The following is a 13,030-nucleotide window of genomic DNA, read 5'->3' on the forward strand; positions in this document are numbered from 1 at the left end:
GGGGCCCGGGGCCCGACGGGTCGTCACTTCCCGTACACGGAGACCTCGTCGATCGAGTAGCGGTTGTCGGTGCCGCGGGCCAGCATCACCACCCGGACGTGGCGGGCGTCGACCGGGGTGAAGGAGCGGTTCTCCAGGCCGCCGCGGTCGGTGGTGGTGGAGTAGACGGTGCGCCAGGCGGCGCCGTCGGTGGAGACGTCGATCCGGTAGGCGGTGGCGTACTGGTCGGACCAGTCCAGGACCACCCGGCCGACCTTGCGGACGCTGCCCAGGTCGACGTCCAGCCAGGCGGTGGCGACCGTCTTGGAGGCCCAGCGGGTGCCGGTGTCGCCGTCGACGGCCTGCTTGGGCGGGTAGGCGACGACCACCGCGTCCTGGTAGTCGGAGGCGGTGGCGGTCGCGCCGCGGGCCAGGTCGGTCAGGTCGTCGGTGCGGCGGGCCGGGAACTCCACCACCTGCTGGTAGGTGGGCCGGTTCTGCCAGGCGATCCGCGGGACGGTGATGCCGCCCATCGCCCGGTGCACGATCGAGTCGGCGCACAGCTGGTCGCTCGCCGCGCAGTACTTGTCGGCCGGGTACGTGGTGGCGGCCGGGGTGGCCACCGCCCGGGTCAGCGTGGTCAGCAGCACCTGGCGGCAGGCGCTCAGCGTGCCGGCGCCGCAGTACGCCCTCTCCAGCGGGCCGGCCACCGGGCGGCCGAGCACCGTGCGCAGGTCCTTGTCGACGTACGACCACCAGCCGTGCTGGAACGCCGAGCCCTTGTGCGCCTGGCCGGCCGCGATGTCGCTGCCGCCGGAGGTGGCGCCCAACTGCCCGCCGGAGGGCGTCTCGTTGATCGGGGCGACGGCCGTCAGCGCCTGCCAGGCCGGATCGCCCAGGCCGGGCCGGAACTCGCCCTCCACCAGCAGCGGCCACCAGGCGTCCAGCACCCGGATCGCCTCCGCGTCGGTGTACACGCCCGCGCCCTTGGACGCCTCGCGCCGGTGCGAGCCGCCCGCCGCCCAGGCCCGCAACTCGGCGATCGCGTCCGCCGCCGCCGGGTCGGTGACCGGCGCCGAGTCCAGCACCGCGAGCAGTTCGGGCAGCACCCGTTCGGCCCGCAGGTCGACGTTGGCGGCGTCCTCCATCGCCTTGACCAGGTCGGTGCGGGTGACGGCGCCGCGCTGCACCAGCGCCTTCACCCGGTTGTCCAGCAGGTCGGCCCGGTGGACGGCGCCGTTGCCCCAGGCCGAGGTGAAGCCGGGGGCCTGCTTGTTGTTCCAACTGACGTAGTAGTCCTGGTCGGTGGAGTGCGCGTGCCGGTCGGCCGGTTCGACCGCGGAGGTGTTGGCGGCCTTGTCCCAGCCCTGCCAGGTGTAGGCCGGCAGGGCCAGGACCGGCAGGTCCGGGTCGGTGCCGGGGGCGCGCAGCGGCTCGGTGCCGGAGTTGTAGTAGGAGGTGTGGTCGGCGTCCGCGTAGAACCAGTTGAAGGTGTAGCCGATGTCCTGCGCGGCGCGCTGGAACGCCGCCGCCGAGGTGATCGCCGCCGGGTCGTTGAACTGCTGGAAGCCGATCACCGAGTCCACCTCGTGCCGGTAGGTGGAGCGCAGCGCGGTGTACGCCACCGGCCGCCCGCCGACCGTCCCGGTGTGGGTCACCAGCCCGTACGCCGAACGCAGCGTCACCAGGTCGTAGGCGCCCGCCGCGGTGGAGTCCGCGGTGCTCGGCTGCCAGGCGTCGTGCTGGACCAGCCGTTCGAACGGGGTGCAGGCGCCGTCCAGCAGGTAGCCGGTCGAGGAGGTGGACGGGGTGCCGCCGCCGGGCTCGCACAGCTCGACGGCGAAGGTGTCGGTGATGTCCTGGTTGGCGGAGGTCGCGCTCCACGAGTAGTCCAGGCCGCGGCCGATCTCCACGTAGAAGCTCAGCCCCGGGAAGGACGCGCCCCGGCTGCGCAGGCCCGGCCCGTCCAGTTCCTGCACCATCAGGATCTGCGGCGCGTAGTAGCCGGTCTGCGGGCCGTACACGGCGATCGGGTGCCCGGAGGCGGTGTGCGCGCCGGACACCAGCAGGGCGTTCGACATGCCCTTCTTCGCGGTGATCAGGTCGGCGGGCAGCACGCCCTCGGCGGTTCCCGCCACGGCGGCCCCGGTGCCCGTCCCGTTGGCGGTGTGCGACACCTCGGCGACCGAGCCCGGGTCCGGCAGCGCGGTGCCCACCGGCGCGGCGGGCGAGGCCGCGTACGGGAAGGCGGTGCCGTCGTGCACGGTGGCCGTCGCCTCCGGGTCGTCCTCGGCCCGCCAGGCCGCGTACGCCCGGTCGCCCGCCTCGGTGCCGTACTGCCGGCGCAGCGCGAGCTTGGCCAGCGCGTTGCCGACCTCGCCGCCCCCGCCGCCGCCGAAGATCGCCCCGATCACCGAGGAGATCGCCACCACGTCGGTGGCCGTGAACGGGGCGATGGTCGAGCCGTGCCCGGTCAGCACGTACTCGCCCGGGTAGGTGTTCGCCGCGACGTCCGCCGCCGCGAAGGCGTTCAGGCCCGCCACGTAGTCCTGCACGTCCTGCCAGGCCTGCGCCCCGCGCGGGCCGGACGCCTTCACCCGGTCGATCTGCTGCTGCAGGTCCGCCTCGGTGTACGGGGCGACCGCCCACAGGCTCTGCTCCAGCTCCCGGTTGCCCGCCGCGCCGCCCGCGAACGAGGACAGCTGCCCGCGGCCCACGTGCCGCAGCACGTCGATCAGCCAGAGCCGGTCCTGCCCGGCCGCGTACCCGGCGCCGAACTCGGTGTCGGACCGGGTCACGCCCTTGACGTGCGGGGTGCCGGTCGCCTTGTCCCGGGTGATGGTCACCCCGGGGCGCGGGGTGGCGGTGCTCTCCACCTGCCCGGCGGGCACCCCGAACGAGGCGTCGTTGAAGTACGCCGACAGCTGGTCGGGTGTCAGGCCGCTGTAGTCGTGCAGCAGCGCGTCGTACTCGTCCACCTGGTCGGCGGAGTGCGCGGGCCGGGTCCCCACGCTCTGGTGCAGCAGGATCCCGGCCAGCGTGGCGTGGCCGTTCTCACCCGCCGTCAGGACGTCCTGGCACTGGCCCAGGCACGGGTCCCCGGCGGCGGGGGCGGGCCCGGCGGCGGCCCCGGCGGCCGGCTGGGCGGTGAGCGCGCCGAGCAGCAGCGCGGCGGAGGCGAGGACGGCGAGGGCGGCCGAACGCAGTCGGCGGGGGCGGGGGGCAGCGGGCACCTGGGCCTCTTCCTGACAGGGGGTATCGGAAGTCCGGGCGCACGCTAGTCCGCGAAGTGACCCCCGGGTAGGGGGCGGGCGGGACCCGCCACGGAACTGTCACCCGCCTGTCATGAACGCGAGTTGACGCTGCGTCAGGATCCGTCGGAACGCGCAGGCCGGTGCGGGCCCGTGCGGGCCGGTGCAGGTTCGCGCGGGCTGTGGCGGGAGGCTCAGGAGACGTCCGGGCCCGGGACGGCCGGGACGGCCGGGGCGAGGGGGCGTTCGGCGAGCTCGGCGAGGACGTGCAGGGCGGCCTGGGAGGGGGAGCCCTCCTCGGCGGTGTAGGTGACCAGGGTCTGGTCGGGATCGCCGGGCAGGGTCAGGCTCTCGTAGGCGACGGTGAACTCGCCGACCGCGGGATGGCGCAGGTGGTAGCTGCCGTGGGTCTTCTCCCGGATCTCCTGCTGCTCCCACAGCCGCCGGAACTCCGGGCTGGCGTCCGACAGTTCACCGATCAGCGCCGGGTACGCCAGGTCCCCCGGGTGGCGGCCGAGGTCCAGGCGCAGGTAAGCGACGATGTCGCGGGCCTTGGCCTCCCGGTCGACGAAGCGGCTGCGCAACTCCTCGTGGCAGAAGACCAGCCACGCCTTGTTGAGCCGCTCGGGCGGCAGCGCGGCGAAGTCGATCATCATGGCGGCCATCGGCGCGTTCCAGGCCAGCACGTCGGTGCGGCGGCCCACCACGTACGCCGGGGTGTGCGGCATCGAGTCCATCAGCCGGCGCAGGCCCGGACGCACCTGCTGCACGGGCGTCGGCAGCGGCCCGCCGCCGGCCCGCACCAGCCGGTGCAGGTGGCCGGTCTCGACCGGGTCCAGGCGCAGCGCCCGGGCGACGGCGTCGACGATCGCGTCGGACACGTTCTCGGCCCGGCCCTGTTCGAACCGGGTGTAGTAGTCGGCGCTCACCCCGGCGAGCTGGGCCACCTCTTCGCGGCGCAGCCCCGGCACCCGCCGCCGCTCGCCGAAACCCCGGATCCCCGCGTCCTCCGGGCGGATCCGGGCACGGCGGGAGCGCAGGAAGGCACCGAGGTCGGCTCGTCGGTTCATGGCCACGATCCTATTGAACCGGGCCCGGCCAACCGGGCCCGGGCAACCGGGCCCGGCCCGAAGGGGGTTCCGGCAGACCCAGGACGGGCGGCACCGGGGACGAACGGAGCCCTGGGTGCGGCCGGGCGCGGTCGTGAGGATGGGGGCGCACCACCCGGACACCCGAACGCAACGTGAGGAACCCGCAGTCATGGACGCTCTGCCCACCACCCGCCTCGGCGGCACGGACCTCGACATCAGCCGGATCGGCTTCGGCGCCTGGGCGCTGGGCGGGGCGGCTGGGGCTTCGCCTGGGGCGCCCAGGACGACGCCGACTCGGTCGCCACCATCCACCGGGTCGTCGAGGCCGGGGTCAACTGGATCGACACCGCCCCCGCCTACGGCCTCGGCCACTCCGAGGAGGTCGTCGGCAAGGCCCTCGCCGCCCTCCCGGAGGCCGAACGCCCGTACGTCTTCACCAAGGCCGGCCTGGTCTGGGACGAACCCGACCCGTTCGCCGCCCCGCGCAAGCTGCTCAAGCCCGCCAGCATCCGGGCCGAACTGGAGGACTCGCTGCGCCGCCTGGGCGTCGAGCGGATCGACCTCTACCAGGCGCACTGGCCCGGCGACGGCGCGCTGCTGACCTTCGGCCCCGACGAGGACCCGGCCGCCACCGCCCGGCACGCCACCGCACTGGAGGAGTACTGGGCGGCGCTGGCCGAGCTGAAGGCCGAGGGCAAGGTGCGGGCGATCGCGCTGTCCAACCACGACGCCGCGCAGCTCGGCCGCCGCCGAGGCGGTCGCGCACGTCGACGCGATCCAGCCCCAGTTCAGCCTGCTGCACCGGGAGGCCGCGCCCGAACTCGCTTGGGCGCACGCCCACGGCACCGGGGCGATCGTCTACCAGCCGCTCCACTCCGGGCTGCTGACCGGGACGTTCAGCGCCGAGCGGGTCGCGTCCCTGCCGGACGACGACTGGCGCAAGGGCTTCCCCGAGTTCACCACCGGCCTCGCCGCCAACCTCGCCCTGGTCGAGGCCCTGCGCCCGATCGCCGCGGCGCACGGCACCACGGTCTCCGCGGTCGCCCTCGCCTGGACGCTGGCCTGGCCCGGCGTCACCGGCACGATCGTCGGCGCCCGCCGCCCCGGCCAGGTCGACGACTGGATCGGCGCCGGATCCCTGGAGTTGACCGACGCCGACCGGGACGCGATCACCGCCGCGATCACCGCGACCGGCGCCGGCGCGGGCCCGGCCCGCCCCTGAGCCCCGGCCCTATTCCGGCCTGACACCGGCCCCAACTTCCGCTCTTGCTCACGCCTCGGGCGGAGGCTCGCACCCCTGCGCAGCCGTCGCCGCTGCCCGGCGGGCGGGTGGGACGCCGGTCCGGCCGGCCCGGGCGCGGGGTGACGCCCCGTCGGGGCGCGGGCGGCCGAGGAGGACGCCGACGGCGACCAGCGCCATGCCGCCGAGCCGGGCGGGGCCCAGCGGTTCGCCGTCCAGGGCGGTGCCGAGCAGGACGCCGGTGACGGGGTTGAGCAGGCCGATCAGGCCGACGGTCGCGGCGGGCAGCCTGCGCAGGCCGGTGAACCAGACCAGGAAGGCCAGGGCGGTGGCGACCAGCGAGGTGTAGCCGAAGGCCGCCAGCGCGCCGCCGTCCAGCGCCGGGGGCGTTCCCTCGGCCAGTGCGGCGACCGGCAGCAGGAGCAGGCCGCCGAGCGTCAACTGCCAGGCGGTGGAGGCCAGTACGCCCGGGGTGTCGCCGCCGTCCGCGGGCGCCGCCCAGCGCTTGGCGAGCACGTAGCCGACCGAGGAGGCGAGCAGCGCCCCCAGTGAGGCGAGCAGCCCGGGCAGGCCGTCCGCACCGCTCGCGCCGCCGGTGCCGACGGCGCCACCGCCGCCGCCCGCCGGGCCCGGGTCGCCCGCGAGCATCAGGACCACCCCGCCGACGCCGACCGCGCCGCCCGCCAGTTGCGCGGGCAGCGGGCGTTCGCCGGCCAGCAGCCAGGCGCAGAGCATCAGGGCGAGCGGGGAGAGCGCCATCACCATGGCGGCGGTGCCGGCCGGGAGCCACTGCGAGGCCAGGTAGACCAGGACGAAGAACGCGGCGGTGTTCAGCGCCCCGAGCACCGCCGAGCGCCACCACCAGGCGCCGCGCGGCAGCCGCCGGGCCGCGGCGAGCAGCAGCAACCCGGCCGGGAGGGCGCGCAGGGCCGCGCCCCAGAGCGGCGCGCCGGCCGGCAGGTAGCGGTGGGTGACGTAGTAGTTGGCGCCCCAGGCCACCGGGGCGAGGGCGGTCGGGACACCCCACCGGATTATCGCTTCCATGGAAGACAATATAGCTTCCACGGAAAACACCACCGTTATGCTGGGGCCATGGAGCAGCCCCTCGACCACGTCGCCCGGATCCAGGCCGCCTGGCAGCGCGAACGCCCCGACCTGGACGTCGCCCCGCAGGGCGTGATCGGCCGCCTGCACCGGGTCGCCACCCTGCTCACCCATGAGCTCTGCGCCGTCTACGCCCGCTACGACCTCGGCGAGGGCGAGTTCGACGTCCTCGCCGCCCTCCGCCGGGCCGGCGCCCCCTACGAACGCGCCCCCGGCGAACTCGCCGCCCACACCATGGTCACCACCGGCGCCGTCACCAAGCGCATCGACCGCCTCGAACGGGCCGGCCTGGTCACCCGCCGCACCGCCACCGAGGACCGCCGCGGCCGGGTCGTCGCCCTCACCGACGCCGGCCGCGACCTGATCGACCGCGCCTTCACCGACCACATCCGCAACGAGCACCGGCTCCTCGCCACCCTCACCCCCGCCGAGGCCGACCGGCTCGAAGCCCTCCTCACCGACTGGCTCGCCCGCCTCGAACCCGCCGACCCCATCCCCTCCTGACCCGGACCCCGGACCCCGGACCCCGGGCCCGGACCGGGAACGGCCAAACTCCCGCAAAAGCCGCGCATACTCGCCGTGAAGCCGGGCAGCCGACCCGCAGAACGACGAACTCCCCTCACGAAGGAGGCAGTTGTGAGCGACGGCATGTGGGGCTACGAGAACGCCGAGGGCCACCGGCCGGGCGTCGACCTGACCGGGTTCCGGGTCGAGGCCGCCGACGGGCACATCGGAAAGGTCGACAAGCACTCCTACGAGGCCGAGGACGGCCACATCGTGGTAGACACCGGCCCGTGGATCTTCGGCCGCACCGTCCTGCTCCCCGCGGGCACCATCCGCCGGATCGACGAGGAGGCCCGCACCGTTTGGGTCGGCCGCACCAAGGACGAGATCAAGAACGCCCCCGAGTACCACCACGAGTCCCACGCCGGAGACCCCGAGTACCGCCGCACCGTCGGCGGCTACTACGGCACCGGCCTCTGACCCCCCACCTCTCCCGGGGGCGTCCCGCAACCACAGGGCCGGGACGCCCCCGGGCCGGGTCCTCCTCCGCGGCGGCGGGGGAGGACTTCGAACTCGGCGCAGCGGAGAAGGACTTCGGTTCAGGACCCCGGCTCAGGGCTCCGGCTCAGGACCCGGTTCAGGGCTCCGACTCAGGACCTGGCCGGTCCGCAGAAGGCCAGGTCGACCAGGGCGACCGCGGCGGGCGTCAACGCGGCGCTCTTCGCCTGGTCGTAGGGGTTCGCCGAGACCGAGACCTGCCGGCGGCCCGCCCGGTCGCCGAACAGGTAGGTGGTGTAGCCGTAGATCCCGCCCGGGTGGCCCCAGACGTTGCCGCAGGACAGCTTCAGCTCCATCAGGCCCAGCCCGTAGTCGGTCGGCGGCTGTACGTCGGCCGGCACCGTGGTGGTCATCTGGGCCAGCTGCGCCGGGGCGAGCAGGCGGCCGCCGAGCAGCGCCGCGTCGAACCGGGCCAGGTCGTCGTTGCTGGAGATCAGTTCGCCGGACGCGCCCGCCACCGAGGTGTTGAACTCCGTGACGTCGGCGGGCCCGTCGGAGAGCTGCAGGTAGCCGTGGCTGTGCGGACCCGGGATGCCGGTGGCGGTGCCCGGCACCGAGGTGCGGTGCAGGCCGAGCGGCCGGATCACCCGCCGGCGCACCTCGCTGCGCCAGTCGTGGCCGGTGACCTTCTCCACCAGCTCGCCGATCAGCAGGTAGTCGGTGTTCGAGTACTGCCAGCCCTGGCCGGGCGGGAAGTACGGCGGGTGCGAGAGGCCGATGGAGATCAGCTCGGACGCCGACCAGGTGCGCCAGCGGTCCTGGTCGAGCAGGCGGCGCTGGTCGGCCTCGGTGTCGTAGGCGAACCGCGGGTCCTGGGTGTAGTCGTACAGCCCGGCGGTGTGGTTCATGACCTGACGGACCGTGATCGCCGAGCCGTTCGGCACCACGCCCGGCAGGTAGCGCTCGATCGGCTCGTCCAGCCCGACCCGGCCCTCGCCGACCAGTTGCAGGACCACCGTCGCCAGGAACGTCTTGGTGATGCTGCCGGCCCGGAACGCGCCGTCCACCGGGGCGGGTTCGCCGGTGGCCAGGTCGCCGACGCCGGAGGTCCCCCGCCACACCACCCGCCCGTCCTGCCGCAGTTCGCCGGTCGCCGCACTGGCGCCGCCTTCGCCGGTCAGCGCGTCCAGCCCCTGCTGGAGCTGCTCCGGCCGCACCTTCGCCCCGGGCCAGGAGGGGCCCGCGAACCCGGCAGCCCCGGCAGCCCCGGCGGCCTCGGCGGCTCCGGTGGCCTGGGCGGCCCCGGCGGTCGGGGCGAGGACGAACACCGACGCGCCCGCGAGCAGCGCGGCGGCCAGTCGCCGGGCGCCCGTTCGGTACTGCTTCACACGATTCTCCTTGTTCGGGAGTGACCGGACAGTCGGGGTTCGTCACCGCCCAGCCTCACCGCTCCGGGCGGGCCCCGGCATCGCGCGCCGGAAGGAGGAGACCGGGACCCGGGTCGTCCCCGGGGAGGAAGCCGAGTCGGCCCCGCCCCGACCGACGGGGGATTGCCCTCCGACCGGCAGCATGACAGTCCGTCAGGTGCGGCGGGCGACACGGTGGGACTAACGTGGCGGTCCTGCGGAACAGGGGAGGAGAACGCGGTGCTGGTCATGCCCGGGCGGCGGACGTCGACGATGGAACTGCTGGCCGCAGAGGCGGCGGGCCGGGGGATGCCCGTCCGGGCGGCGGAGGAGCCCGGGCTGACCGGCCCCGCGTACTGGTACGGCGGGCCGGTCGCGGGGGCGCGGCTCGCGGGGCGGCTCGGGTTCGCGCTGCTCGAACCGACGGACGGCTGGCTCGCCGAGCTGCCGGAGGAGTTCACGGGCCGTCAGGTCCGGGTGGGGACCCTCGCGGACGCGTGGGCGCTGGACCGGCCGACGTTCGTCAAGTCGCCCCGGGACAAGTCCTTCCCCGCCGAGGTCCACGGCGACGGCTCCCGGCTGCCCGCCGACCTGGACCCGGCGACCCCGGTACTGCTGTCCGAGGTGGTGACCTTCGCCGCCGAGTACCGGCTGTTCCTGCTGGACGGCCGGATCGCCGCGGCCAGCAGGTACGCGGTGTTCGGCCGGCTCGACCCCCGCCCGCTCGGCCCGGACCGGGAGGACCGCTCCACCGCCGCGCAGCTCGCGGAGTTCGCCGACCGGCTGGCCGCCGCGGCCGGCCCCACCCTGCCCAGCGCCGTGGTCGTGGACGTCGGCCAACTGCTCGACCCCTACCGCCCGGGCCACCGCTGGGCCGTGGTGGAGGCCAACATGGCGTGGTTCTCGCACGCCTACGCGGCCGACCCGGCCCGGGTGCTGGACGTGGTCCTGCGGTCGGCGGGCCCGCGCGAGCACGTGCGACCGCGGGACGCGGCGTTCGAACGGCGCTGATCCGGCCAGGCCCGGAAGACCAGGTCCGGAAGACCGGAAGCGAGGCCCTAGCCTGGGCGGGTGATCGTATGGCTGAACGGCACCCACGGGGCGGGCAAGACCACGACGAGCGCGCTGGTGCAGCGGCTGCTCCCGGACTCGCGGGTGTTCGACGCGGAGAAGGTCGGCGAGACGCTGATGGACATCTCGCCGGGGCTCCCGGCGACGGACAACTTCCAGCACTGGCCGCCGTGGCGGCCGCTGGTGGTGGAGACCGCCCGGCGGGTGCTGGAGTACACCGGCGGCACGCTGGTGGTGCCGATGACCGTGCTGGTGGAGGAGTACTGGCGGGAGATCGCCGCGGGCCTGGCCGGACACGGCATCCCGGTGCGGCACTTCGTGCTGCACGCCGACCGGGAGACGCTGCGCGGACGCATCGCGGGGGACACCGTCACCGGGCCGGACTCCCCGTTCCGGCTCAGGCACCTGGAGCCGTACGCGGAGGCGGCCCGGGGCTGGCTGCACGAGGCTGCGGAGGTCGTCGACACCACGCACCTGACGCCCCACCAGGCCGCCCGGCGGATCGCGGAGTCCGTCCTCGACTGAGCCCGCCGTCGACCGGGTCCGCCGTCTACCGGGTTCGCCGTCGACCGATCCCGTCCTCGACCGAGCCCGTACCGCGCCCGCCGCCTTCCGCGCCGCCCGGGTCAGCCGGCCGCCGTGAACACCACCCGCTGCCCGGGGCCGAGGAACGCCGCCAGCCGGTCGGCCTCCGCCGCCACCTGCCCGGTGGCGCCGTTGGGCAGCGGGCGGAACGGGGTGACCAGCAGCTCCGTGCCCCGCACCGCCCAGGTGCCCGCGACGAAGCCGTCCAGCAGGAAGGTCGGCAGCACCCGGGCCGCGCCCGGCATCACCCGCGGCCGGTCCGCCTCGGCGAGCACCCGGGTGCGGTCCGCGTGCCCGAGCAGCAGGTTGTCGTACGCGGGCAGGAAGCGCACCGGGACGGGCCGGTCCGGGTCGGCGGGCGCCGCGTCCGGCAGGTCGAACAGCTCGGTGCCGCGCTCGTCGCGGTGCACCCGCAGCCCGGGCCGCAGTTCCTCGAACACCGCCCGCATCCGGGTCAGCCCGGACCAGGCCTGGAAGTCCTTCACCCCGGCCGGGCCGAACGCCGCCAGGTAGCGGAGCACCGCCGCGCCCGCCGAGAGCTCGCCGGGGCGCGGTTCGGCGAGGGTCAGCGAGGTGTTCGTCCGGGGGCTCCAGCCGCCCCAGGCGGAGCTGTCCGGCCCGTGCACCACCGGCACCCGCAGCTGCACCGCGCCCGCCAGCAGCTTCCCGTCCCGCCCGGGGTAGCGGGCGCCCAGTTCGGTGGCGAGTTCCTGCCGGGAGAGCCGCCGCCCGGCCAGCAGCTCCCGGCCGACCGCCGCCAGCGCGTCCAGGTCGAGGCCGTCGGTGGCCGGGGTGAAGTAGCCGGCCCGCGAGGTGCGTTCCAGCGCCGGCTGCAGCAGCGGCCGCCAACGCCCGTAGTCCGCCCTGCCGGACAGGTGCTGGGTGCTGCGCAGCGACGCCGCCCGCACCATCCGCCCGTCCGCGAGCAGCTCGGCCAGCCGCTCGCGCCGGAACCCCTCGATCCGGGCCCACAGCCCCAGGTAGGGCCAGTTCGGCTCCTGCGCCTGCAGCGCGACCAGCCGCTCCACCACGTCGGGTACGCCGAGCCCGGTCCGTTCGGTGAGGAACTGCCGCTCCAGCAGCGTCCGGTTCAGGGTGCGGACGGACAGCACGTCGTTCATGCGGTGCGGGTTCTCCCGTCGGTGGGTGGTGGGGCCTGCCGCCACGCTAGGGGCCGCAGCGGCCACTTTCCGTCCGCAATGGCCGCCGTCGCCGTCCACCGGCGGAAGGCCCGGCCGGGTGTGTCGTGCGGGCGGGGCGGTTCCGGCCGGTCAGGATGGGGCTTTCCGACGGGACGACGGGATACCGGGGAGCAGCCATGGACGTGTCCGCGGGCCTGTGGGCCGGCACCATCGCGGTGCTGGTCGCGCTGATCGTGGCCGACTTCTTCATCGGGGGCCGCAAGCCGCACGAGGTCTCGATCAAGGAGGCCGGGGTCTGGACCGCCGTGTGGGTGGTGCTGGCGGGGCTGTTCGGCTGCTTCGTGTGGGGGTACGCCGGATCGAAGTCCGGGGTGGAGTTCTTCGCCGGGTACGTCACCGAGAAGTCGCTCAGCGTGGACAACCTGTTCGTGTTCATCCTGATCATGGGCAAGTTCGCGGTGCCGAGGATCTACCAGCAGTGGGTGCTGATGTTCGGCGTGATCATCGCCCTGGTGCTGCGGGCGGTCTTCATCGCCGGTGGTGCGGCGCTGGTCGCCCAGTTCTCCTGGGTGTTCTACGTCTTCGGCGCGTTCCTGGTCTGGACGGCCGTCAAACTGCTGCGGGAGGCCGGGCAGGACAAGACCGAGGAGGAGTTCGAGGAGGGCCGGCTGCTGCGGATGATCAAGAAGCGGATCCCGTCCACGGACGAGTACCACGGCACCAAGCTGTTCGTCCGGATCGACGGCAGGCGGCTGATGACGCCGATGATGACCGTCATGCTGGCGATCGGCACCACCGACATGCTGTTCGCCCTCGACTCGATCCCGGCGATCTTCGGGCTGACCCAGGACGCGTACATCGTCTTCACCGCCAACGCCTTCGCGCTGATGGGCCTGCGCCAGCTGTACTTCCTGATCGGCGGCCTGCTCACCAGGCTGGTCTACCTGTCCTACGGGCTGTCGGTGATCCTCGGCTTCATCGGCGTCAAGCTGATCCTGCACGCCCTGCACGAGAGCGGCGTGCACGTGCCGGAGATCGGCATCGCGTTCTCGCTGGGCTTCATCGTGGTGGTGCTGGCCGTCACCACCGTCGCCAGCCTGCTGGCCTCCCGGAAGCAGGACCGGGCGGCCGGCGCCTGACGCGGGGTCAGGCGCCGGCC

General features: G+C 74.6%; 10 protein-coding genes and 2 pseudogenes. 7 read left to right on the plus strand and 5 right to left on the minus strand.

The genetic code is table 11. The features are described 5' to 3' along the window. Nucleotides 1-23 precede the first annotated feature (23 nt). Together OU787_RS34085 and OU787_RS34090 are read right to left on the minus strand one after the other, a co-directional pair. Nucleotides 24-3,212, minus strand: coding sequence for a penicillin acylase family protein (locus tag OU787_RS34085; protein WP_268658098.1), 3,189 nt, complete (start codon nt 3,210-3,212; stop codon nt 24-26). A gap of 212 nt (nt 3,213-3,424) precedes the next feature. Beyond that, entirely contained in the window at nt 3,425-4,300 is an 876-nt protein-coding gene (locus tag OU787_RS34090; RefSeq protein WP_268658097.1) for a helix-turn-helix transcriptional regulator, read from the minus strand. Nucleotides 4,301-4,558: 258 nt separating this feature from the next. Between OU787_RS34090 and OU787_RS34955 the strand changes: the two are divergent. Next, nucleotides 4,559-5,002, plus strand: a pseudogene (locus tag OU787_RS34955) (aldo/keto reductase); the annotation flags it as partial. 79 nt (nt 5,003-5,081) lie between these two features. Further along, nucleotides 5,082-5,543, plus strand: a pseudogene (locus OU787_RS34960) (aldo/keto reductase); the annotation flags it as partial. 48 nt (nt 5,544-5,591) lie between these two features. Here the strand turns inward: OU787_RS34960 and OU787_RS34095 are convergent. Beyond that, nucleotides 5,592-6,605 (minus strand): DMT family transporter, encoded by a 1,014-nt coding sequence (locus OU787_RS34095; protein ID WP_268658095.1) that lies wholly within the window; start codon nt 6,603-6,605, stop codon nt 5,592-5,594. 48 nt (nt 6,606-6,653) lie between these two features. Between OU787_RS34095 and OU787_RS34100 the strand changes: the two genes are divergently transcribed. Further along, nucleotides 6,654-7,169 carry a MarR family winged helix-turn-helix transcriptional regulator gene (locus OU787_RS34100; protein ID WP_268661734.1) on the plus strand — a complete coding sequence of 172 codons (516 nt, stop codon included), beginning with the start codon at nt 6,654-6,656 and terminating at the stop codon, nt 7,167-7,169. A 132-nt stretch (nt 7,170-7,301) separates the two neighbouring features. Continuing rightward, on the plus strand, nt 7,302-7,649 hold the full coding sequence (locus OU787_RS34105; protein ID WP_030462007.1) for a hypothetical protein: 348 nt from the start codon (nt 7,302-7,304) through the stop codon (nt 7,647-7,649). Nucleotides 7,650-7,819: 170 nt separating this feature from the next. Here OU787_RS34105 and OU787_RS34110 read toward each other — a convergent pair whose 3' ends face one another. After that, a complete protein-coding gene (locus tag OU787_RS34110; protein WP_268658094.1) occupies nt 7,820-9,055 on the minus strand; it encodes a serine hydrolase domain-containing protein in 1,236 nt (411 codons plus the stop codon). Between the two features lie 291 nt (nt 9,056-9,346). Between OU787_RS34110 and OU787_RS34115 the strand changes: the two genes are divergently transcribed. Next, nucleotides 9,347-10,084: an ATP-grasp domain-containing protein gene (locus tag OU787_RS34115; protein WP_268661765.1), complete on the plus strand. Its 738-nt coding sequence runs from the start codon at nt 9,347-9,349 to the stop codon at nt 10,082-10,084. Between the two features lie 60 nt (nt 10,085-10,144). Next, a complete protein-coding gene (locus OU787_RS34120; RefSeq protein ID WP_268658093.1) occupies nt 10,145-10,669 on the plus strand; it encodes an AAA family ATPase in 525 nt (174 codons plus the stop codon). Nucleotides 10,670-10,770: 101 nt separating this feature from the next. Here the strand turns inward: OU787_RS34120 and OU787_RS34125 are convergent, their stop codons facing one another. Continuing rightward, nucleotides 10,771-11,850 (minus strand): winged helix DNA-binding domain-containing protein, encoded by a 1,080-nt coding sequence (locus tag OU787_RS34125; protein ID WP_268658092.1) that lies wholly within the window; start codon nt 11,848-11,850, stop codon nt 10,771-10,773. Between the two features lie 197 nt (nt 11,851-12,047). On the opposite strand from OU787_RS34125, the gene OU787_RS34130 reads away from it, so the two are divergent. Continuing rightward, a complete protein-coding gene (locus OU787_RS34130; protein ID WP_268661735.1) occupies nt 12,048-13,010 on the plus strand; it encodes a TerC family protein in 963 nt (320 codons plus the stop codon). The last annotated feature ends 20 nt before the right edge of the window (nt 13,011-13,030 follow it).

Origin of the sequence: Kitasatospora sp. YST-16, assembly GCF_026802215.1 — a bacterium.
GTDB lineage: Bacteria > Actinomycetota > Actinomycetes > Streptomycetales > Streptomycetaceae > Kitasatospora > Kitasatospora cineracea.